Here is a 21,140-nt window from a genome sequence, read left to right on the forward strand (position 1 = left end):
CGGGAGGGTCCACTGAGAAGTGGAGTCAACAGCATTCGCAGACAAAAGGGTTCCCCTGCCGCACGACTTGGAGGGCGTACCGTGCACCGCCGGCACAACGGGCTCAGGACCGCAGTACTCCTCGGGGGACTGTCCGCAGTCATCATCCTCATCGGCAGCTTCTTCGGGCGTACAGGACTGGTCGTCGCGGTCCTCATCGCGATCGGCACGAACGCGTACGCGTACTGGAACAGCGACAAGCTGGCTCTACGCGCGATGCGCGCGCGCCCGGTGAGCGAGTTCGAGGCTCCCGCGCTGTACCGCATGGTCCGAGAGCTCTCCAACCAGGCCCGCCAGCCGATGCCCCGCCTGTACATCTCGCCGACGGAGGCCCCGAACGCGTTCGCGACCGGCCGCAACCCGCGCAACGCGGCGGTGTGCTGCACCGAAGGCATCCTCCGCATCCTCGACGAGCGGGAGCTGCGCGGCGTCATCGGGCACGAGCTGAGTCACGTCTACAACCGCGACATCCTCATCTCGTCGGTCGCGGCGGCCCTCGCCTCGGTGATCATGTTCCTGGTGAACTTCGCGTGGCTGATCCCCATCGGCCGCTCGGACGACGACGAAGGGCCCGGCCTCCTGGGCATGCTGCTGATCATGATCCTGGGCCCGCTCGCCGCGACGATCATCCAGCTCGCCATCAGCCGCGCCCGGGAGTACGAGGCGGACGCGTCCGGCGCCCAGCTGACCGGTGACCCCCTCGCACTCGCGAGCGCGCTGCGCAAACTGGACATGGCCACCAAGCAGCTTCCGCTGCCGCCCGAGCCGCGCATCGAAGCGGCGAGCCACATGATGATCGCGAACCCCTTCCGCCCGGATCAAGGACTCACGAAGCTCTTCTCCACACACCCGCCGATGGCGGAGCGGATCGCCCGGCTCGAGCAGATGGCAGGTCGCCATCGGTGAAGACAGCCCCGAGCGTCATTTGGCTCCTGTGAGCGGCTTCTGGCTCTTCCCAGGCCGGGCTCTTCCCAGGCCGGCAGGGGATGACAATTCACAGGGGCGGAATCCGCGGCGGTCGCCGCGATGCCGATGTCATGAGTGAAGCTCCACGGGACACGGCGGGACAGTTCGGCGGTCCGGGGCGGAGTAGCGGGAGAGCCCTTGGCCGAAGGCATGGCTCCAGGCGTCAGGTGTGGCCCCGAGGCTCGGGGATCAACGGCCGCCAAAGCCCTGGTCGGTCGGTACCACTTCACGCCCCAACGGCATGAGCGAGATCGGGATGAGCTTCAGGTTGGCCCACCCGAACGGGACACCGATGATCGACAGGAACAACGGGATGCTCGTGATCAGGTGCCCCAGTGCCAGCCACCATCCCGCGAAGACCACCCAGATCACGTTGCCGATGAATGACGCCGACCCGGCGTCCGGTCGCTCCACGGTGGTGCGGCCGAACGGCCACAGGACGTACCCAGCGATACGCAGCGACGCGATGCCGAACGGGATGGTGACGATCAAGACGAAGCAGATCAGCGCAGCGATCAGGTAGCCCAGCGCCATCCAGATGCCGCAGAGGACCAGCCAAAGGATGTTCAGCAGCAGGTTGACCAGCTTCATGATCGGTGCCCCTCCAGGTTGCTCTGCCGACGCGGTCTCCCCACAGAAGTATCAGCTGGCCACGCGCTCAGACGGAACCGCAGCCGCCTTGTCGCGCGATCCGGAACGTTCCGAGACAATCCCGTTCAGCACCGCCAACCTCACGCTCATCCCGGTGCCACTGGTCCCCCTCGGGCGGGAAATCGACTACGGGCGAGCCATTCGCGACGCCTCGCCGACCGCCCGTGCACCCGTGACCTGACGCGCCGGGAGAGGGGAAACACGACCGGCCGGCCCGTTCAGACCGCCGCCGTCGGCGAACTGACGGCCGGGCCCCGTCCCCGCGCGACCACGGCCCCGGGGGTTGTCCACAGGCCGCCCGAATGTCGGCGGCGCCCTGCATCATGAACCCATGACCGACAACGAGCAGTTGCTGGACAGGGTGGCGGCCCAAGCCCGCAACACCCGCCCGTGGGGCTGGCCGTCGCTCCCCGAGCCCGTGGAGGAGGCCGCCCTCGTCCGCGCCGAGGCGGCCCTGGGCTTCCCCCTGCCGCCGCTGCTCGCCGCGCTGTACCTGCGGATAGGAGACGGTGGATTCGGCCCCGAGTACGGCCTGTTGCCCCTGCTCGACAGCCCGCCGTCCAGCGAGCCGGCCGCCGTCCCGCAGTACCTCGCGCACCGCGAGAGCGGCCGCAGGGACCCCGACCGGCCCTGGCCCGAGGGCGTCCTGCCGATATCCCACTGGGGCTGCGGAATGTACGCGTGCGTGGACTGCCGTACCCCGCAGGCCACGGTCCTGCTCTACGAGCCGAACGCGGACGAGGCCGACCACGCCTGGTACGTGGACGCCCCCGGCCTCGCGCAGTGGCTGCAGGCCTGGCTCGACGGCACCGGCTGGTACGAGGAGTTCAACGACGGAGCGGACCTGCCACCCTGGCCGGACTTCCCGATACGCACGGGCGCCGCACACGCCTCGTAGGCGGGTTCGCTCGTGCGGATGGGACGGTGCGGGGCCGCCAGGCCCGCCGGGCACCGTCGGGCCGACTCCCGCCACACGACGAGGGCTACCCCGCAGCAACCCACTACCCCGCAGCAACCCACTACCGTGTGGCAACCCACTACCGCGTGGCAACCCACTACCGCGCAGCAACCCACCGCCGCACGCCGTATGCCACCGCCCCCAGGCCCACTACGCCCGCGCCGATTCCCACCGAGATCGCCGGCAGCGAGAACGCCAGCGTGACGCAGCCCAGAAGCCCGACCGCCGGTACGACGCGCGACACCGGCGCCGAACTCAGCTTCCACGCGGACGCGTTGGCGATCGCGTAGTAAGCCAGCACCCCGAAGGAGGAGAAGCCGATCGCGCCCCGCACGTCCACCGTCGCGGCGAGCGCGGCCACCACGACACCCACGGCCAGCTCGGCCCGGTGCGGCACCTGGAAGCGCGGGTGGACGGCGGCCAGGGCGCCCGGTAGATGCCGGTCGCGCGCCATGGCCAGTGTCGTCCGCGAGACCCCCAGGATCAGCGCCAGCAGCGAGCCCAGCGCGGCCACCGCGGCGCCCACCCGCACCACCGGCGCGAGACCGGGTACGCCCGCCGCCCGTACCGCGTCGGCCAGCGGCGCCGCCGCACGGCCCAGCCCGCCCGCACCCAGCACGGAAAGGACAGCGACAGCCACCGCCGCGTACACCACGAGAGCGATGCCCAGCGCCACCGGGATCGCGCGCGGGATGGTGCGCTCGGGATCCCGTACCTCCTCCCCGAGGGTGGCGATCCGCGCGTATCCGGCGAACGCGAAGAAGAGCAGTCCCGCCGCCTGCAGGATCCCGCCGGCGCCGCCGGAACCGCCGGTGTCCAGCCGCGAGGCGTCGGCGGCCCCGGACCCCAGACACACGACGACCACGGAAGCGAGGACAGCCAGGACCACCGCCACGATCACTCGCGTGAGCAGGGCCGACTTCTGCATGCCGCCGTAGTTCACGGCGGTCAGGGCCACCACGGCCGCGACCGCCACCACGTGCGCCTGACCCGGCCAGACGTACGCGCCCACGGTGAGTGCCATCGCCGCACAGGAAGCGGTCTTCCCGACGACGAACGACCAGCCCGCCAGATAGCCCCAGAACACCCCGAGCCGCTCGCGCCCGTACACGTATGTGCCGCCGGAGGCGGGATACAGGGCGGCCAGCCGTGCCGAGGAGGTCGCGTTGCAGTAGGCCACCACGGCGGCGACCGCGAGCCCGAGCAACAGCCCGGACCCGGCCGCGCGCGCCGCCGGGGCCAGGGCCGCGAAGATCCCCGCCCCGACCATCGACCCGAGGCCGATGACGACGGCGTCCCCGACCCCGAGGGTCCGGCGCAACCCGGCACGGGCGGACCGCTGCGCCCCGGACTGTGTCATGGTGCGCACCCTACTGGCCCTGCAACCGGCGGCCACCGCCAGGCGTCCTCCCCGACGACGGCTGCCGCACACACATTCAAGAACGAGCGCGGTCAGCGGCATCGACCAGCAAGCGGCGCCGACGCATGAACGCAGCCTGGTCGGAGCAGGAGCACAGCACAGGCACGGCGCGGAGAGGCAGGTTCACGGCATGGGCATAGTCAGCTGGATCATTCTGGGGCTGTTGGCAGGCGCCATCGCCAAATTCCTGCTGCCGGGCAAAGACCCGGGCGGCTTCATCGGTACGACTCTCATCGGCGTCGCCGGTGCCTTCATCGGTGGCTGGATATCAGCCCGTTGGCTGCATCACCCGATCACCAAGCACTTCTACGACGGTGCCACCTGGGCGGCCGCGATCGGCGGCTCGCTCGTGCTGCTGATCATCTACCGCGTCCTCTTCGGCGACTCGCGTCGCTGAAGCCACCCCTGAAGCCGCAGCCGGCAGCGGAGAAGGGTGGGGCCCCGGGCTTCGGGGTGCCCACCCTTCCTCGTATGCCTAGCGGTAGTTCACGAACTGCAGCGCGAAGTCGAAGTCCTTGCCCTTCAGCAGGGCGATCACGGCTTGGAGGTCGTCACGGTTCTTCGAGCTGACGCGCAGCTCGTCACCCTGCACCTGTGCCTTGACGCCCTTCGGGCCCTCCTCGCGGATGATCTTCGCCACCTTCTTCGCGTTGTCCTGGGAGATGCCCTCCTCGATCGTGGCGAAGATCTTGTACTCCTTGCCGGAGAGCTGCGGCTCACCGGCGTCCAGCGCCTTCAGGGAGATCCCGCGCTTGACCAGCTTCGACTGGAAGACGTCGAGGACGGCCTTCGCCCGGTCCTCGGAGTTGGCCTGCATCAGGATCTTGTCGCCGGACCAGGCGATCGAGGCGCCGACGTTCTTGAAGTCGTAGCGCTGCGAGATCTCCTTGGCGGCCTGGTTGAGGGCGTTGTCGACCTCCTGCCGCTCGACCTTCGAGACGATGTCGAAACTGGAGTCGGCCATGTCCTGTGGCTCCTTGTATCGGGATGGATCGGGGTGGATCGGGGTGCGTATCGGCGTGCGGGAGCGCGGCCGCCTGGCCCGGCGTCGACCCGGGCCGCATCCGGACAAGCCTAGCCACCCCCACCCCTCCCGGTACCGATCTATCGGGTGGCGAAGCACCCCTGCGTATCAGGTATCGTTTACGTCGTTGCCAGGGAGCACCGCCGAAAGCGGCCCCACAGCAGCAATCCCCGGCGGTGTGCCCGAGCGGCCAAAGGGAGCAGACTGTAAATCTGTCGGCTATGCCTACCCAGGTTCGAATCCTGGCGCCGCCACGCTCAGGGAGACCCCCTCTGATCAGGTTATGTGCCTGGTCAGAGGGGGTCTTTCGTTGTCTCCGCGTCTGAGGCCCTCGGTCAGCCAACTCGGCAGATATGGGGCATATGTGTCAATCTGGACTGATGTGGCATTCGGTGCGAGAGGAGTGCATCATGATCGCCAAGCTGCTCGCGAAGCTGTCCTTCACCCGCCACTACGGTGCGTACGGGGAACACGACTGGCATGCGTACGCCGGCGACTAGGTCTGACCGCACTATCGGCGGGTGCCCCGGGCGCCCGCCGTCTCCCAGCCACGCTGCCGACGATATCGACCTGGACAGGCACAAGAGTCACGGACGATCTCATGGGCCGAATGAACGAGCCGCCACGATTGCCCGGAGGCAGCTTCGCGGCCTGGAGCCGCGACCGGCTGGCACTAGCGCGCCGTGGCGCCGACGAGTGCGGGGACGTCTGGCAGCTGGAGCCGGGTGTCTACGTGGCCGCAACGGCCGGGCCGTGTGAAGCAGTCCTGCACCGTGCGCAGGACTTTCGCAAGGCACCCTCGCCTCTCTTCCCGCCGTTGAAGCGGTCGAGCGGAGCACCGACGCCTGAGCAGCGTGCCCACGCGCACGCCGCCCGCATGCGCGGACTACGCCCGCAGGCGGTCGCAGCCCGGATCGGTGAGATTGCGCCCACGGCTTCTCGATTTCCTGACCAGTGGCCCACGGGCCAGGACGTCGAGATCCTGCCCCTGGTCCGGCATGCCCTGGCAGAGATCGGTGTGCGCTACCTCTTCTCCGAAGACGCTCCCACCCTGCTGCCCTTTGCCTCACAGCTCTTCCTGGCCCGGGAGGTGCTCGTACGCCCCTCGCGCTGGGTATGGCCGCGCTGGATCCCCACACCGGCACGGCGGTTCCGCACGCGGCAGCAAGTCGCCTTCACCGACGCTTTGCGGCCCATCGTCCGCCGGCGCCGTTCTTCGGGCCGGCTCGGTGACGACGTGCTGGGACAGATGCTCCAGCCCTCCTCCCGCTACGGCCTACTGCCGGAAGAGGCCATCCTCGACACTCTCCCCGGAATCACCGTTGCCACCTTCGAGGCACCTGCCCGGGCAGCCGGATGGATCCTGCTCCACCTGGCCCGGCACCCCCAGGCAGCGGGCCGCGTCGCGGCCGAAGCCGCCTTGCTGCCCGCGAACCCGGCCGCGACGACCAGCACCCACCTCGACAGCCTGCAATACACCCAGGCGCTGGTACGCGAGGTGCTCCGACTGCACCCTCCGAGTTGGCTGCTGACCCGGCGCGCCGCGCGACAGACTCAGCTCGACGACTACACCATCGACGCCGGGTCCACTGTTCTCGTCTGCCCCTACACCGCCCAGCGCGACGCACGGGAGCACTCCGAGCCGGACCGGTTCCAGCCCGAGCGCTGGCTCGACGATTCGGACTCGACGGCGAAACCCGGGGTCTTCCTCTCCTTCGGTACCGGGCCGCATGGCTGCGAGGGAGCCGCTCTGGCTATGGCGATGCTGACGCTCCTGACCGCGCAGACCGCCCGCCGCTACCACCTGAGCGAGCCGCCCGGAACGGAACCCAGCTACCAGGTGACCACCTTCGAAGGTCTCGCAACTGTCGGCTTGCGCCTGCGTGCCACCTTGCGCAGCTGAGGGCACTCCTGCTTTGACCAGCTCATGGTTGGCTCATCGTGTGCCGCTGGTCGAACTCGTCGGCGAGCATGCCCTTCATGACGAGGTCCTGGTGCCGGCCGGCGAAGAAGACGTGTTCTCGCAAGCGCCCCTCCTCGGTGAAGCCGAGCCGACGAGTAAGTGCCAGCGATGCCTCGTTGTGGGCGAAGATCGCTGCTAGGCATTTGTGATAGCGCCGCTCGGCGAACATGAAGCGGAGCAGCAGCACTACGGCTTCTGTCGCGTAGCCCTTGCGCCGGTGGTCGGCGCCGATCGCGACATCAAACTCGAACCAGCCGGAAGTAGGGCCGGTGCGATGTGAGCCGACTGTCCCAACCAGCTCTCCCGTGGCCGTCGTTTCGACTGCCAACCGGAAGCGGTCGTCATCGCACTTGGCGACGGCTTGTTCCTTCGCCCAGGCACGGTGGCTCTCGGCGGACCGCGGTAGATCCAGCCGGCCCCCTCGCCGCCCGTCATCGTCGGCAAGGCGCGTGAGCACTGTCCAGTCGTCGGGTTCGATAGCGCGTAGGCGTACCCGATGACCAGTCCAGGACGATGCCATGCCCTATTTGATCACATTGCATTGCGCGCGAGGCCGAGAGGCACGCCGAGGCAGGTGCTGCCCGCCGTGCTCACGATACGGCTGCGGATCGAACACGCGCTGGACGGCAGTCGGCTCTCGCCGTACATCGGCTGACCCGGCTCCCGTGTGGGTCGGCCGGGCCCCGGCCGCTGCCCGTATCGGCTGACGGCGTTCTCGTACGCTGAGGGCATGTCGTCGCGCCGCAGGAGCTGTCCCGAGTGTCGTCGGGAAATCGCCGTTGTCGCGGGGCGGTTCGCGCGTCACGACCCGCCGGGGGCGCGCAGCAGCGGGGCGCTCGTCTCATGCCCAGGATCCCGCAGACTCGCGGAGGCCGACGCCGCGCAGGCCGCCCTCGACGGATACGTCGTACCGGAGTTCCCCGGTCAGCTGCCCCTCTTCTGAAGCCGTCGGGTCCGTCCTGAGGCCGACTCCCGACTCGCTGTCAGGAGTGCCGCACATCCATCCGGTTCACCAGACCGTCCGCGTCGAACCGGTACACGTGCTTCACCGTCTCCGCCGCCCAGTGGTCCCCCGTCTCGGTACGCATCCCGAGGCGTACGGTCGCGACGACCGCCTCCCCGTCCTCGTCCGGACGCAGCCCCTCCAGCCGTACGAGCGGATGGCCCGACGCGAACTGGCGTGCCCAGTAGGCGCGTACCTCTTCGCGACCGTGGAGCCGTACGCCGTCCAGGACGTTCGGCCAGTCGACGTCCGGGGACAGACAGCGCGCGATGAGCGCGTCGCGGCCGTCCGTGGCGAACAGCTCGTACATCTGCCGCAGCAGCGCAGCCCGCGCCGCCGGCACTCCTTCCGGCATCGGCATCGGCATCCCGCTCAGTTCCCTGCGATCGACTTCACTGCCACGGAGATCGGGGTCGAACCACTGATCACTTCCAGGATCAGCCCGGCCGTCGCGGGTGTGTCGACGAGCTCCGCGAGCACCGCCGCCACGTCGTCGCGCGGGATCGTGCCGCGACCGGTGTGCGCCTCCAGGCGCACGAGTCCCGTGCCGGCGTCGTTCGTGAGCGAGCCGGGGCGCAGGATCGTCCAGTCCAGGGACTTGTGGGCACGAATGTAGGCGTCGGCCTCACCCTTCGCGCGCAGATACACGTCGAAGACGTCGTCGCCCGGGTGCTCCGGGTCCGCGCCCATCGACGACACGACGAGGAAGCGGTGTACGCCCGCGCGTTCCGCCGCGTCCGCGAACAGGATGGCCGCGTCCCGGTCGACCGTGTACTTGCGGGTCGCGCCGCTGCCCGGGCCCGCGCCCGCGGCGAAGACGGCCGCGTCGGCTCCCTCCAGGACCGCGGCGACCTCCTCGACCGACGCCGACTCCAGGTCGCACACGATCGGCTCGGCGCCCGCCTCCCGCAGATCGTCGGCCTGTTCCGCGCGGCGGATGATCCCCGCTGCCTCGTCACCGCGCGCGGCGAGCAACCGCTCCAGCCGCAGCGCGATCTGACCATGACCACCAGCGATGACAATGCGCATGTCTCCGACCGTACGCCCGGACGGACGCGTTCGCCGCACGACTTCACGCGCGGCCCGGTTGTCACCCCTGAGCACCATGCCCTCCGTCCACACGGCGCCGTCCACCACACATACCGCCCGGTGCTGCCCCGCGCCCCGCACTCTCCGCGCACTCCCCGCGCGCGCCCTCCACGCGCCCCCTCCGCGCGCCCCGTCCTACGACGGCTGGGCCCGTCCCTGCCGCGGCAGATCCAGTGCCACCGCCGCCGAGTTGCAGTACTCCCGCACCGCACTCGTACGAGCCACCACGCGCCCCCGGTGCACCACGACGCGGCTGTACGCGAGCGACAACGCGCCCGCCAGCCGCTCCCCGCGCACGGCGAGCAGTTCCGCGGGGAAGCCCGCCTCCACGCGCACTTCGGGCAGACCGAGCGCGGCCCGCGCCGACGCGCTCACCGCGTCGTACGCGTCCTCGGGGCGCAGCCCGTACCGCGACGTCAGCAGATACGCCGCCTCCAGCGGGTCACCGCGCCCCACGGGGTTGGACACGTCCCTGAGCGCCCCGCTGCCCGCCGCGACCCGTACCCCGGCCGACCGCAGCAGCCGTACCGGGGCCGTGCCGCGCCGGTCGACGCCGCCGCAGCCGCCCTGCGGCAGACAGACCACCGTCACCCCGGCGGCGGCGAGCTGGTCGGCGGCGCGGGCGGCCACCTGCGCCGGGAGGCGGCCGAGTCCGCCGCAGGGGCCCAGCGTCACCCCGGGACGCAGGCCGCCCGCCATGGCCGAGAGCCGGGCGAGGCGCGCCGGATCGTCGGCGTCCGTGTGCAGGTCGACCGGGCAGCCGGACTCGGAGGCCAGCCCCAGGACCGCTTCCACGTACCCGGTCGGATCGGGGTCCCTGTCCGGGCAGCCGCCCACCACCGTCGCGCCCATCTTCAGCGCGTCCCGCAGCAACGCGAGCCCGTCCGCTCCGGCGACCCCGGTCAGCACCCGGGGCATCGCCACCGCCGTCAGTTCGGCGAGCCCGCACAGCGAGCGCCGCGCCCTCAGCACCGCGGCCAGCCTGTCGAGCCCCGGTACGTCGCCGATGCGCACGTGCGAGCGCAGAGCCGTCGCGCCGTGCCCGAGCTGCAGCAGCGCCGCCTCGGTGGTACGGCGCTGGACCTCCTCCGGTTGGTACGACACCGGACCGTCGCCGTCCGCTGACAGAGCCGTGTCGCCGTGCGCGTGCGGCTCGGCGGGGGCCGGCAGGAGCAGATAGCCGCGCAGGTCGACACGGGCGCCGACGGTGCCCACGGCCAGGCTGCCGGCCGTGCCCACGGCCTCGATGCGCCCGCCGCCCAGCCGCACGTCCACCGTCCGGCCGTCGGTGAGCCGCGCCCCGCACAGCAGCAGGGCGGCCTCGTCGGCCCCTCCCGAGGAGGACGAGGAGTGGGGCGGCTGCGGTCGGCTGTCGGCCATCGCGCTCCTGTGGCTCGGGGGCGGCCGCGCATACAGGGGGCTCGGCGCGGCTGCGCACACGGGGACAAGATCACACAGAGTGAGTCGAGCCTAGGGTGACGACCCGGCCGGGGCTGGTAGGAGCGCAATAGTCGTACCGGTGTGGTGCCCGGCGGCGGAAGCCGTACTGGTGTGCGCCCGAGGGCAGAGTTCGGACTGCACCGGTGGGGCCAGTGGTGCCTCGGAGACGGTGGCGAACTCCGCGACGCACGATGACGGTCACGCACGGAGGGAGCCGGGGAAACCTCCGTGGAACCCCCGGGAACAGGCCGGGGCGGGTGCCGCGAAACGGATTTGGGCGAACGGCGGGCGACCGTGTAATGTCTTCATCGCTCGCCCCAATAGCTCAGTCGGCAGAGCGTCTCCATGGTAAGGAGAAGGTCAACGGTTCGATTCCGTTTTGGGGCTCTGATGTGAGAGGTTCCCACCGCAAGGTGGGGCTCGATCGCATCGCAGCGGTGTAGCTCAGTCGGTAGAGCAAGCGGCTCATAATCGCTGTGTCACCGGTTCAAGTCCGGTCACCGCTACTCACAGTAGCCGATTGCGGGGTCGGTCCTTCAGTCGGCTACTCTTTCTTGCGTTAATTCACGTCCATCTGTTCGTCAAGGAGCACTCACGTGGCTGCCACCGACGTCCGCCCGAAGATCACGCTGGCCTGCGTGGAGTGCAAGGAGCGGAACTACATCACCAAGAAGAACCGGCGCAACAACCCGGATCGTCTTGAGCTGAAGAAGCACTGCCCGCGTTGCAACTCGCACACCGCGCACCGCGAAACGCGATAACTCAGGCTCGTCCGCGAGGCCGTCCCCAGCAGGCAGGGGGGCGGCCTCGCGGCGTTACGGCGCCCCCTGCCTCCCACACTCCGGGGGCCGACCTACGGCAGGATGAGGCCGACCCGGCCGGAGGCCAGATTCGCTGAACAACCAGGAGGTACCGAGCTCATGGCGCTCGACCAGTCCTTCGTGGGGCGGTCCTACCCGCCCACCGACCCGTACGAGGTCGGCCGGGAGAAGATCCGCGAGTTCGCGGAGGCGATCGGAGACGCCAACCCGGCCTATACGGACCCGGAGGCCGCCAAGGCACTCGGTCACCCCGATGTGATCGCCCCGCCGACCTTCGTCTTCGCGATCACCTACAAGGCCGCGGGCCAGGTCGTCCAGGACCCCCAGCTCGGCCTGGACTACAGCCGGGTGGTGCACGGTGACCAGAAGTTCGCCTACACCCGCCCGGTCCGCGCCGGTGACCGGCTCAGCGTCACCTCGACCATCGAGTCGATCAAGTCCCTGGCCGGCAACGACGTCCTGGACATCCGCGGCGAGGTCCAGGACGAGGTCGGCGAGCACGTGGTGACCGCCTGGACCAAGCTCGTGGCCCGGGCTCCGGAAGAGGAGGCATGACGCGGATGACCGCGAAGATCGCGTACGACACGGTCGAGGTCGGCACCGAGTTGCCGGCGCAGACCTTCCCCGTCACCCGTGCCACGCTCGTCCAGTACGCGGGAGCCTCCGGGGACTTCAACCCGATCCACTGGAACGAGAAGTTCGCCAAGGAGGTCGGCCTGCCGGACGTCATCGCGCACGGCATGTTCACCATGGCCGAGGTGATCCGCGTGGTGACCGACTGGGCGGGCGACCCGGGGGCGGTCGTCGAGTACGGCGTCCGCTTCACCAAGCCCGTGGTCGTGCCCAACGACGACCAGGGCGCCCTGATCGAGGTCAGCGGCAAGGTCGCGGCCAAGCTCGACGACCGGACCGTGCGCGTCGACCTCACGGCGACGAGCGCGGGGCAGAAGGTACTGGGCATGTCACGGGCGGTCGTACGGCTGGCTTGAGCCCGGCGGCACGCCGGCACGCGTGCTGGAGACGACCGCCAGTGAGGCCGGCACACGCCGGGTCGTCCGCCACCGCCGGGTCGGCCACCGTCCCACCGGGCCACCGCCCATCGAGCCTCTGTGGCGAACACGGCCCCGCCGGTCCTCCGGCGGGGCCCTTCCCGTGCGTGCGGTGCCGTCGGTGCCGTCTCGTAGTCTTGGGCGCGTGCAGGAACTCCACGACGCCCCGCTCGCCCCGCTGACCACCTTCCGGCTGGGCGGCCCCGCGACCCGCCTTATCACAGCCACCACCGACGAGGAGGTGATCGCCGCCGTCCGCGAGGCCGACGACTCCGGTGCGCCGCTGCTGCTGATCGGCGGCGGTTCCAACCTGGTCATCGGCGACAAGGGCTTCGACGGAACCGCCCTGCGCATCGCGACGCGGGGCTTCTCGCTCGACGGTACGAGGCTGGAGCTGGCGGCCGGCGAGGTGTGGACCGACGCCGTCGGCCGCACCGTCGAGGCGGGGCTCGCCGGTATCGAGTGCCTCGCCGGAATCCCCGGCTCAGCGGGTGCGACCCCGATCCAGAACGTGGGGGCGTACGGCCAGGAGGTCTCCTCGACGATCACCGAGGTGATCGCGTACGACCGCCGGGCGCGCGAAACTGTCACGATTCCGAACGCCGAGTGCGCGTTCTCATACCGTCACAGCCGCTTCAAGGCCGACCCCGGGCGCCATGTCGTCCTGCGGGTGCGCTTCGAACTGGAAGACGCGCAGGGGCTGTCCGCCCCGGTCAAGTACGCCGAGACGGCCCGCGCCCTCGGTGTCGAGCCCGGCGACCGTGTGTCGCTGGCCGTCGCACGCGAGACCGTCCTGAAGCTGCGTTCGGGGAAGGGCATGGTTCTGGACCCGGAGGACCACGACACCTGGTCGGCCGGCTCCTTCTTCACCAACCCCGTCCTCACCCATGAGGAGTTCGCCGCGTTCCACGCGCGCGTGAAGGAACTGCTGGGCGCGGATGCGGAGCCGCCCGCCTACGCGGCGGGCGACGGCCACACCAAGACCTCCGCGGCCTGGCTGATCGACAAGGCGGGCTTCACCAAGGGGTACGGCACCGGGCCCGCTCGTATCTCCACCAAGCACACCCTGGCCCTCACCAACCGCGGCGGCGCCACCACCGAGGACCTGCTCGCGCTGGCACGCGAGGTGGTGGCCGGAGTCCGCGAGGCCTTCGGGATCACACTGGTGAACGAGCCGGTGACCGTCGGTGTGAGCCTCTGACGCGCCCCTGGGCACGTCACCCGGGCCAGTACGCCACCCCGGCAGTACCACCCCGGCAGTACGCCGTCCCGGCAGTACGCCACCCCGGCTAGTACGCCAGCCCGACCCCCTGCTTCACCGTCGCCGGGTCGTCGACCATCGCGAGCATCGCATGGGCGACGTCGGCGCGGGAGATGAAGCGGCCCCGGCGCGGGAAGCCGCCGACGACCGTGCGGTACGAGCCGGTGAGCGGCTTGTTCTGCAGGCGCGGGGGGCGTACGACCGTCCAGTCGGTGGCGCTGTCGGCGAGCGCGGCCTCCATCTCCCTGAGGTCGGCGTAGACGTCCCTGAGGAGCGCCGAGACGATGCCGCGGACGGTGCTGTCCAGGACGCCTTCGCCCTCGGGTTCGGGACCGACCGGGCCGGCGCTGACCACGAGCACCCGGCGCACACCCTCGGCCTCCAGGGCAGCCAGCACCGTGCGCGTCAGCCGGGCCGCCACCCCGGCGTCCTTGCGGCTGCGCGGGCCGAGCCCCGACAGGACCGCGTCCCGGCCGGCCACCGCCGGGCGGAGCGCCTCGGGGTCGCCGAGGTCCGCGCGGAACACCTCCAGGCCCTGGCCCGTCGAGGTGAGCCGTGCGGGATCCCGTACGACGGCGGTGACCTGGTGGCCCCCCGCCAGGGCCTGTTTGACGATCTCCTGGCCGATGCCGCCGGTGGCACCGAAAACGGTGAGTTTCATGGCCTGTCTCCCGTAGTCACGCTCGACGTGCCCTGAGGTGGCGTGGCCGCCCCCTGAGGTGGGTGAGTGTTTACTCACCCCTGCTTGCCTCTAGAGTGGGTAAGTACTCACCCACTCGTCAAGCCTCGATGGAACGGCCATGAAATCCTTGGGCCCCATGCAGCACACCGGAGCGCAGCAGACGGCGGCGCAGCAGCGACCGGCCCGGGTCCGCATCCTCGACGCCGCGCACGAGCTGATGCTCACCGTGGGGCTGACGCGCGCCACGACCAAGGAGATCGCCAGGGCCGCGGGCTGTTCCGAGGCCGCGCTGTACAAGTACTTCGCGAGCAAGGAGGAGCTGTTCATCTGCGTCCTCAAGGAGCGGCTGCCCCAGCTGACGCCGCTGCTGAGCCATCTCGCGGCCGAGCCGGGGAGGCGCGGCCTAGAGGAGAACCTCACCGAGATCGCCCGACAGGCGGCCCTCTTCTATGAGCAGAGCTTTCCGATCGCCGCGTCGTTGTACGCCGAGACCCAGCTCAAGCGGCGGCACGACGAGGCGATGCGGGAGATGGGGTCGGGGCCGCACATGCCGATCCGGCTGCTCGACACGTACCTCCGTGCGGAGCGGGACGCGGGGCGGGTGCGTGCCGACGCGGACACCTTCGCGGCGGCGTCACTCCTGCTCGGCGCGTGTGCGCAGCGGGCGTTCGCGTACGAGGCGGCGGCGGAGGAGCGTCCCCCGGTGGACACCTTCGCGTCCCGCCTGGCCCAGGCGCTCCTGAGCGGCCTCACGCCACCGATCACCGACCCGACGTGACCTCGGGGGCGTCCGCCCCCACCCCTCACCTGTTCGGGGGGTGCACCACCAGGCTCCCTGCCGGGGCCTACGTCGCCGGGGCTGCTGCTCGAGGCTGCGTTCCTCGGGCCCGTCGGGGGCTGCTGCCGGGGGATGCGTCCTGTGGTCGGTCTCCCGCCGGGTCCGTGCCCCTGGTCCCGGCCCGGCTGCGCCCCGCAGGGGGCCCTGCCGGATCCCCGCCCGGGGCTGTCGGCCGGGGGCCCGCCTGTGACGGCCCTTTGCCAGGGGGCGCCCGGTGGTGCGCCCCGGGGCGCTGCCGGCACGGCCGCTGCCCCGCATCCGGCCGAACCGCCCGTCCAGGGCCCCGCGCGGGGTGGGCGGGGGAGATGGTCGAACGGCCTCGCGCCCGGGCTCACTTCGCCAGCCAGTCGTCCACCCCCGTCAGCAGCTCCGTCCTCACCTTCTCGGGGGCCGCCGAAGCCCGTACCGACTGCCGGGCCAGTTCCGCCAGTTCCTCGTCCGTGAAGCCGTGATGCCGGCGGGCGATCTCGTACTGGGCCGCCAGCCGGGAGCCGAACAGCAGCGGGTCGTCGGCGCCCAGGGCCATCGGGACGCCCGCCTCGAACAGCGTCCTGAGTGGGACGTCCTCCGGCTTCTCGTACACACCCAGCGCGACGTTCGACGCCGGGCACACCTCGCACGTCACCCCGCGCTCCGCCAGGCGCGCGAGCAGGCGTGGGTCCTCCGCCGCGCGCACCCCGTGGCCCACCCGGGTCGCGTGCAGATCGTCCAGGCAGTCGCGGACCGAGGACGGACCGGTCAGCTCGCCGCCGTGCGGGGCGGAGAGCAGTCCCCCGTCGCGGGCGATGGCGAACGCGCGGTCGAAGTCACGCGCCAAGCCTCGGCGTTCGTCGTTCGAGAGGCCGAAGCCCACCACGCCCCGGTCTTGGTAGCGCACGGCCAGGCGAGCCAGCGTGCGGGCGTCCAGGGGGTGCTTCATGCGGTTCGCGGCGACCAGGACCCGCATGCCCAGGCCCGTCTCGCGCGACGCCGTCTCCACCGCGTCGAGGATGATCTCCAGCGCGGGGATCAGACCGCCCAGTCGCGGCGCGTACGACGTCGGGTCGACCTGGATCTCCAGCCATCCCGAGCCGTCCTTGACGTCCTCCTCCGCGGCCTCCCGCACCAGGCGCCGGATGTCCTCCGGCTCTCTGAGGCACGAGCGTGCCGCGTCGTACAGGCGCTGGAAGCGGAACCAGCCGCGCTCGTCCGTCGCCCGCAGCTTCGGCGGCTCCCCGCTGGTCAGCGCTTCCGTCAGCGCCTCGGGCAGGCGAACGCCGTACTTGTCGGCGAGTTCCAGCAGGGTGGCGGGCCGCATCGACCCGGTGAAGTGCAGATGCAGATGGGCCTTCGGCAGCTCAGAGACATCACGTACGTGCTCCATCCCAGGATCCTGCCGTACGCCCCGGCCGTCCCGGTAGCGCTTTCCCCGTTAGTGGTCTTGCTCGCACAAACGAACGGGGCGGTCGCCTCCCCAGAGGACTGGAGGAGGGGACCGCCCCGGAGAACCGGGGGAGGAGGACGTCAGTCCTGCGCCTCCGCCAGCAGCTTCTGGATCCGGCTCACGCCCTCGACCAGGTCCTCGTCACCGAGGGCGTACGACAGCCGCAGATAGCCGGGGGTGCCGAACGCCTCGCCGGGCACGACCGCGACCTCCGCCTCCTCCAGGATCAGCGCGGCCAGCTCCACCGTGTTCTGCGGGCGCCTGCCGCGGATCTGCTTGCCGATCAGCGCCTTCACCGACGGGTACGCGTAGAACGCGCCCTCCGGCTCCGGGCACACCACGCCGTCGATCTCGTTCAGCATCCGCACGATCGTCCGGCGGCGCCGGTCGAAGGCCTCGCGCATCTGCGCGACCGCCGCCAGGTCGCCGGAGACCGCGGCCAGGGCCGCCACCTGCGCGACGTTCGACACGTTGGACGTCGCGTGCGACTGCAGGTTCGTCGCCGCCTTCACCACGTCCTTGGGGCCGATGATCCAGCCCACGCGCCAGCCCGTCATCGCGTACGTCTTGGCGACGCCGTTGACCACGATGCACTTGTCGCGCAGCTCCGGCAGGATCGCCGGCAGGGACGTGAACCGGGCGTCGCCGTAGACCAGGTGCTCGTAGATCTCGTCCGTCAGCACCCACAGGCCGTGCTCGACCGCCCAGCGGCCGATCGCCTCGGCCTCGGCCTCGCTGTAGACCGCGCCGGTCGGGTTGGAGGGGGAGACGAAGAGGACGACCTTCGTCTTCTCCGTGCGGGCCGCCTCCAGCTGCTCGACGGAGACGCGGTAGCCGGTCGTCTCGTCGGCGACGACCTCCACCGGGACACCGCCGGCCAGCCGGATCGACTCCGGGTACGTCGTCCAGTACGGCGCCGGGACGATCACCTCGTCGCCCGGGTCGAGGATCGCGGCGAAGGCCTCGTAGATGGCCTGCTTGCCGCCGTTGGTGACCAGGATCTGGGAGGCGTCCACCTCGTACCCGGAGTCGCGGAGGGTCTTCGCGGCGATCGCGGCCTTCAGCTCGGGCAGACCGCCCGCCGGTGTGTAGCGGTGGTACTTCGGGTTCTTGCAGGCCTCGACGGCCGCCTCGACGATGTAGTCCGGCGTCGGGAAGTCGGGCTCACCGGCGCCGAAGCCGATCACCGGGCGCCCGGCGGCCTTGAGGGCCTTGGCCTTGGCGTCGACGGCGAGGGTGGCGGACTCGGAGATCGCGCCGATCCGGACGGAGACCCGGCGCTCGGTGGGAGGGGTTGCAGCGCTCATGGGACCCATCGTTTCAGACCGGAAACGACCCCGGCACGCGGGTTTCACAGACTGGGCAGCAAGGGACCGCCGACCGGACAGAGGTCCGAATCCGTGGGATGGCCTGGCCGATCTTCCACGGGCAAGGCCCCTACGGGTGCTTACTGTTCGACGACCGGCCGCGGACCACGTACACTCTCACCTCGTTGGCCTTCGGCGGCCTCGCCCGAGCCGGTGCACACCGAGCACCCGGTCGGATGCGGTACGTTGGGGTACACACACAAAGGGTCGTAGCTCAATTGGTAGAGCACTGGTCTCCAAAACCAGCGGTTGGGGGTTCAAGTCCCTCCGGCCCTGCTACACACTCCTCCACCAGGAAGTGTGCGCACAGTACGTACGTATTGCACGCCGTGCGGCTCCACCGGGCGCGGCACGGCCACGACCCGGGAATCAGGTGAGGACGAGTGACGGACGCCGTGGGCTCCATCGACATGCCTGACGCCCAGGACGAGGTGCAGGAGTCGAAGAAGAAGGCCCGCAAGGGTGGCAAGCGAGCCAAGAAGGGCCCGCTCAAGCGCCTTGCCCTCTTCTACCGCCAGATCATCGCGGAGCTCCGCAAGGTCGTCTGGCCGACGCGCAACCAACTGACGTCGTACACCACCGTGGTGATCTTCTTCGTCGCGATCATGATCGCCCTGGTGACTCTGATTGACTATGGGCTCAACCACGCCGCCAAGTACGTCTTCGGCTGAGCCGAGAGCGAAGGACGCCCGGGTGCCCGGCGTCCCTTTCGCGTGTTCCACCCCTATGTATCCAGGAAGAAGCAGCCACCGTGTCTGACCCGAACCTGAACGACGCCATGGAGCCTCGCGGGGAGGCCGTCGAGTCCGTGGATGACGAGCTCGACATCGTCGAGGGCGCGGACGAGGTCGACGAGGCCGAGGCTGCCGACGCCGCCGCGGGCGAGCCGGCCGAGAAGACCGCCATGCACGTGGTGGACGAGGAAGAGGCCGCGTCCGAGGAGCCCGAGGGCGAGCCGGAGCCCGAGCTCGACCCGATCGAGAAGCTCCGCGAGGAGCTGCGCACGCTGCCGGGCGAGTGGTACGTGATCCACACCTACGCCGGTTACGAGAACCGCGTGAAGACCAACCTCGAACAGCGTGCCGTCTCGCTGAACGTGGAGGACTACATCTTCCAGGCCGAGGTGCCGCAGGAAGAGGTCGTCCAGATCAAGAACGGCGACCGCAAGACCATCCGTCAGAACAAGCTCCCCGGCTACGTCCTGGTGCGCATGGACCTGACGAACGAGTCCTGGGGCGTCGTCCGCAACACGCCCGGAGTCACCGGTTTCGTGGGCAACGCCTACGACCCGTACCCGCTGACCCTGGACGAGATCGTCAAGATGCTCGCCCCGGAGGCCGAGGAGAAGGCCGCCCGCGAGGCCGCCGAGGCCGAGGGCAAGCCGGCTCCGCAGCGCAAGGTCGAGGTCCAGGTGCTGGACTTCGAGGTCGGCGACTCGGTCACCGTCACCGACGGCCCGTTCGCCACGCTGCAGGCGACCATCAACGAGATCAACGCCGACTCCAAGAAGGTCAAGGGCCTTGTGGAGATCTTCGGCCGCGAGACCCCGGTCGAGCTCTCCTTCGACCAGATCCAGAAGAACTGAGTCCTTCCGGTACGAGCTGGACGAGGACTTCCGACCAGGTCAGACAGGCTCTCGTAGCCGGTCTGACCTGCTCGGTTTTTGGCCGCGCACCGGTACCCGTTATCGTTGTGCGGTATGCCTCCATCCGGATGATCCGGACGGACGGCGGAAAACTCTCACTAAGGACCCGGAGAGAGCAATGCCTCCCAAGAAGAAGAAGGTCACGGGGCTCATCAAGCTCCAGATCCAGGCCGGCGCCGCCAACCCGGCCCCGCCGGTCGGCCCGGCGCTGGGTCAGCACGGCGTCAACATCATGGAGTTCTGCAAGGCCTACAACGCCGCGACCGAGTCGCAGCGCGGTTGGGTCATCCCGGTGGAGATCACGGTCTACGAGGACCGCTCCTTCACCTTCATCACCAAGACTCCGCCGGCCGCCAAGATGATCCTCAAGGCCGCGGGCGTGGAGAAGGGCTCCGGCGAGCCGCACAAGACCAAGGTCGCCAAGATCACCGAGGCGCAGGTCCGCGAGATCGCCCAGACCAAGATGCCTGACCTCAACGCCAACGACCTGGACGCCGCCGCGAAGATCATCGCCGGCACCGCCCGTTCCATGGGCGTCACGGTCGAGGGCTGAACCCCACCTTCGTAGAACCATGCAGCTGCCGAATACGCAGCCGCACGTGGCAGGGCCTGCTCGGCCCGTACCACGACTCCTTTCAGAACACACAGGAGCAGTTGTGAGCAAGCGCAGCAAGGCTCTCCGCGCTGCGGACGCCAAGATCGACCGGGAGAAGCTGTACGCCCCGCTCGAGGCCGTCCGTCTCGCCAAGGAGACCTCCACGACCAAGTTCGACGGCACCGTCGAGGTGGCCCTGCGTCTGGGCGTCGACCCGCGCAAGGCCGACCAGATGGTCCGTGGCACCGTGAACCTCCCGCACGGCACCGGTAAGACCGCCCGGGTCCTGGTCTTCGCGACCGGTGACCGTGCCGAGGCCGCTCGTGCCGCGGGCGCCGACATCGTCGGCGCCGACGAGCTGATCGACGAGGTGTCGAAGGGCCGTCTGGACTTCGACGCCGTCGTCGCCACCCCGGACCTCATGGGCAAGGTCGGCCGCCTCGGCCGCGTGCTCGGTCCGCGTGGTCTCATGCCGAACCCCAAGACCGGCACCGTGACCCCGGACGTCGCCAAGGCTGTCACCGACATCAAGGGCGGCAAGATCGAGTTCCGCGTCGACAAGCACTCGAACCTGCACTTCATCATCGGCAAGACGTCCTTCGACGACTCCAAGCTGGTGGAGAACTACGGCGCCGCGCTGGACGAGATCCTCCGTCTGAAGCCGTCCGCCGCCAAGGGTCGCTACATCAAGAAGGCCGCCATCACCACCACGATGGGCCCCGGCATCCCGGTCGACCCGAACCGCACCCGCAACCTCCTCACCGAGGAGGACCCGGCCGCCGTCTGATCCTGACGGCAGCCGCGGGTACGCGTAGCTGACGACGGGCCCCGCACCTTCCGAGGTGCGGGGCCCATCGGCGTTCCGGGGCCGGAAGGGGACTCCTGGCTCGCCGGACACAGGACTTG

The 21,140-nt window shown here is 70.1% G+C and carries 24 protein-coding genes and 4 tRNA genes; 18 read left to right on the forward strand and 10 right to left on the reverse strand.

What is annotated here, in order from left to right:
• The first annotated feature begins 81 nt into the window (after positions 1–81).
• A complete protein-coding gene (gene htpX, locus ASC56_RS21530; protein WP_055493136.1) occupies positions 82–945 on the forward strand; it encodes a zinc metalloprotease HtpX in 864 nt (287 codons plus the stop codon).
• A 249-nt stretch (positions 946–1,194) separates the two neighbouring features.
• On the opposite strand, the gene ASC56_RS21535 is transcribed toward htpX, so the two are convergent.
• Positions 1,195–1,596, reverse strand: coding sequence for a YccF domain-containing protein (locus tag ASC56_RS21535; protein WP_055493137.1), 402 nt, complete (start codon positions 1,594–1,596; stop codon positions 1,195–1,197).
• A gap of 391 nt (positions 1,597–1,987) precedes the next feature.
• Here ASC56_RS21535 and ASC56_RS21540 point away from each other — a divergent pair, with 391 nt between their 5' ends.
• Positions 1,988–2,554: an SMI1/KNR4 family protein gene (locus tag ASC56_RS21540; protein WP_055493138.1), complete on the forward strand. Its 567-nt coding sequence runs from the start codon at positions 1,988–1,990 to the stop codon at positions 2,552–2,554.
• A gap of 157 nt (positions 2,555–2,711) precedes the next feature.
• Here ASC56_RS21540 and ASC56_RS21545 read toward each other — a convergent pair whose 3' ends face one another.
• Entirely contained in the window at positions 2,712–3,974 is a 1,263-nt protein-coding gene (locus ASC56_RS21545; protein ID WP_055493139.1) for an APC family permease, read from the reverse strand.
• A 190-nt stretch (positions 3,975–4,164) separates the two neighbouring features.
• Between ASC56_RS21545 and ASC56_RS21550 the strand changes: the two genes are divergently transcribed.
• Entirely contained in the window at positions 4,165–4,431 is a 267-nt protein-coding gene (locus ASC56_RS21550) for a GlsB/YeaQ/YmgE family stress response membrane protein (protein ID WP_055493140.1), read from the forward strand.
• A gap of 78 nt (positions 4,432–4,509) precedes the next feature.
• On the opposite strand, the gene ASC56_RS21555 is transcribed toward ASC56_RS21550, so the two are convergent.
• Positions 4,510–4,998 carry a YajQ family cyclic di-GMP-binding protein gene (locus ASC56_RS21555; RefSeq protein WP_055493141.1) on the reverse strand — a complete coding sequence of 163 codons (489 nt, stop codon included), beginning with the start codon at positions 4,996–4,998 and terminating at the stop codon, positions 4,510–4,512.
• 232 nt (positions 4,999–5,230) lie between these two features.
• On the opposite strand from ASC56_RS21555, the gene ASC56_RS21560 reads away from it, so the two are divergent.
• Together ASC56_RS21560 and ASC56_RS21565 are read left to right on the forward strand one after the other, a co-directional pair.
• Positions 5,231–5,312: transfer RNA gene (locus ASC56_RS21560), tRNA-Tyr, on the forward strand.
• 623 nt (positions 5,313–5,935) lie between these two features.
• Positions 5,936–6,961, forward strand: a complete 1,026-nt coding sequence (locus tag ASC56_RS21565; protein WP_234377013.1) for a cytochrome P450 — start codon at positions 5,936–5,938, stop codon at positions 6,959–6,961.
• 22 nt (positions 6,962–6,983) lie between these two features.
• On the opposite strand, the gene ASC56_RS21570 is transcribed toward ASC56_RS21565, so the two are convergent.
• Complete coding sequence (locus ASC56_RS21570) at positions 6,984–7,541, reverse strand: GNAT family N-acetyltransferase (RefSeq protein ID WP_055493142.1); 558 nt, start codon at positions 7,539–7,541, stop codon at positions 6,984–6,986.
• 210 nt (positions 7,542–7,751) lie between these two features.
• On the opposite strand from ASC56_RS21570, the gene ASC56_RS38270 reads away from it, so the two are divergent.
• Positions 7,752–7,964, forward strand: a complete 213-nt coding sequence (locus tag ASC56_RS38270; protein ID WP_079102631.1) for a hypothetical protein — start codon at positions 7,752–7,754, stop codon at positions 7,962–7,964.
• Positions 7,965–8,004: 40 nt separating this feature from the next.
• Here ASC56_RS38270 and ASC56_RS21575 read toward each other — a convergent pair whose 3' ends face one another.
• From ASC56_RS21575 to ASC56_RS21585, 3 genes are all read right to left on the reverse strand, one after another.
• Positions 8,005–8,391 (reverse strand): nuclear transport factor 2 family protein, encoded by a 387-nt coding sequence (locus ASC56_RS21575; RefSeq protein WP_234377014.1) that lies wholly within the window; start codon positions 8,389–8,391, stop codon positions 8,005–8,007.
• A 5-nt stretch (positions 8,392–8,396) separates the two neighbouring features.
• Complete coding sequence (locus ASC56_RS21580) at positions 8,397–9,053, reverse strand: SDR family oxidoreductase (protein ID WP_055493379.1); 657 nt, start codon at positions 9,051–9,053, stop codon at positions 8,397–8,399.
• Positions 9,054–9,248: 195 nt separating this feature from the next.
• Complete coding sequence (locus tag ASC56_RS21585; protein WP_055493143.1) at positions 9,249–10,493, reverse strand: amidohydrolase family protein; 1,245 nt, start codon at positions 10,491–10,493, stop codon at positions 9,249–9,251.
• A gap of 374 nt (positions 10,494–10,867) precedes the next feature.
• Here ASC56_RS21585 and ASC56_RS21590 point away from each other — a divergent pair.
• From ASC56_RS21590 to ASC56_RS21615, 6 genes are all read left to right on the forward strand, one after another.
• Positions 10,868–10,940: transfer RNA gene (locus tag ASC56_RS21590), tRNA-Thr, on the forward strand.
• A 46-nt stretch (positions 10,941–10,986) separates the two neighbouring features.
• Positions 10,987–11,059: transfer RNA gene (locus tag ASC56_RS21595), tRNA-Met, on the forward strand.
• A gap of 90 nt (positions 11,060–11,149) precedes the next feature.
• Complete coding sequence (gene rpmG / locus ASC56_RS21600; protein WP_030798911.1) at positions 11,150–11,314, forward strand: 50S ribosomal protein L33; 165 nt, start codon at positions 11,150–11,152, stop codon at positions 11,312–11,314.
• A 159-nt stretch (positions 11,315–11,473) separates the two neighbouring features.
• Positions 11,474–11,929 carry a MaoC family dehydratase N-terminal domain-containing protein gene (locus tag ASC56_RS21605; RefSeq protein ID WP_055493144.1) on the forward strand — a complete coding sequence of 152 codons (456 nt, stop codon included), beginning with the start codon at positions 11,474–11,476 and terminating at the stop codon, positions 11,927–11,929.
• A 5-nt stretch (positions 11,930–11,934) separates the two neighbouring features.
• Positions 11,935–12,363: a MaoC family dehydratase gene (locus ASC56_RS21610; protein ID WP_055493145.1), complete on the forward strand. Its 429-nt coding sequence runs from the start codon at positions 11,935–11,937 to the stop codon at positions 12,361–12,363.
• Between the two features lie 205 nt (positions 12,364–12,568).
• Positions 12,569–13,624 carry a UDP-N-acetylmuramate dehydrogenase gene (locus ASC56_RS21615; RefSeq protein WP_055493146.1) on the forward strand — a complete coding sequence of 352 codons (1,056 nt, stop codon included), beginning with the start codon at positions 12,569–12,571 and terminating at the stop codon, positions 13,622–13,624.
• Positions 13,625–13,712: 88 nt separating this feature from the next.
• Here the strand turns inward: ASC56_RS21615 and ASC56_RS21620 are convergent, their stop codons facing one another.
• A complete protein-coding gene (locus tag ASC56_RS21620; RefSeq protein WP_055493147.1) occupies positions 13,713–14,345 on the reverse strand; it encodes an NAD(P)-dependent oxidoreductase in 633 nt (210 codons plus the stop codon).
• A gap of 157 nt (positions 14,346–14,502) precedes the next feature.
• Between ASC56_RS21620 and ASC56_RS21625 the strand changes: the two genes are divergently transcribed.
• Entirely contained in the window at positions 14,503–15,144 is a 642-nt protein-coding gene (locus ASC56_RS21625; RefSeq protein ID WP_055493148.1) for a TetR/AcrR family transcriptional regulator, read from the forward strand.
• Positions 15,145–15,535: 391 nt separating this feature from the next.
• Here the strand turns inward: ASC56_RS21625 and ASC56_RS21630 are convergent, their stop codons facing one another.
• Both ASC56_RS21630 and ASC56_RS21635 read right to left on the reverse strand, forming a co-directional pair.
• Positions 15,536–16,567 carry an adenosine deaminase gene (locus ASC56_RS21630; RefSeq protein WP_055493149.1) on the reverse strand — a complete coding sequence of 344 codons (1,032 nt, stop codon included), beginning with the start codon at positions 16,565–16,567 and terminating at the stop codon, positions 15,536–15,538.
• 140 nt (positions 16,568–16,707) lie between these two features.
• On the reverse strand, positions 16,708–17,934 hold the full coding sequence (locus ASC56_RS21635) for a pyridoxal phosphate-dependent aminotransferase (RefSeq protein WP_055493150.1): 1,227 nt from the start codon (positions 17,932–17,934) through the stop codon (positions 16,708–16,710).
• Positions 17,935–18,197: 263 nt separating this feature from the next.
• Here ASC56_RS21635 and ASC56_RS21640 point away from each other — a divergent pair.
• The 5 genes from ASC56_RS21640 (at position 18,198) to rplA (ending at position 21,021) form a co-directional block, all read left to right on the forward strand.
• Positions 18,198–18,270, forward strand: a tRNA-Trp gene (locus tag ASC56_RS21640).
• 107 nt (positions 18,271–18,377) lie between these two features.
• A complete protein-coding gene (secE, locus tag ASC56_RS21645; protein WP_055493151.1) occupies positions 18,378–18,665 on the forward strand; it encodes a preprotein translocase subunit SecE in 288 nt (95 codons plus the stop codon).
• 80 nt (positions 18,666–18,745) lie between these two features.
• Positions 18,746–19,579, forward strand: coding sequence for a transcription termination/antitermination protein NusG (nusG, locus tag ASC56_RS21650; RefSeq protein WP_055493152.1), 834 nt, complete (start codon positions 18,746–18,748; stop codon positions 19,577–19,579).
• A 178-nt stretch (positions 19,580–19,757) separates the two neighbouring features.
• Positions 19,758–20,192 (forward strand): 50S ribosomal protein L11, encoded by a 435-nt coding sequence (gene rplK, locus ASC56_RS21655; protein WP_055493153.1) that lies wholly within the window; start codon positions 19,758–19,760, stop codon positions 20,190–20,192.
• 103 nt (positions 20,193–20,295) lie between these two features.
• Positions 20,296–21,021 (forward strand): 50S ribosomal protein L1, encoded by a 726-nt coding sequence (gene rplA / locus ASC56_RS21660; RefSeq protein ID WP_055493154.1) that lies wholly within the window; start codon positions 20,296–20,298, stop codon positions 21,019–21,021.
• The last annotated feature ends 119 nt before the right edge of the window (positions 21,022–21,140 follow it).

Origin of the sequence: Streptomyces sp. TP-A0356 (genome assembly GCF_001417775.1) — a bacterium.
Lineage (GTDB): Bacteria > Actinomycetota > Actinomycetes > Streptomycetales > Streptomycetaceae > Streptomyces.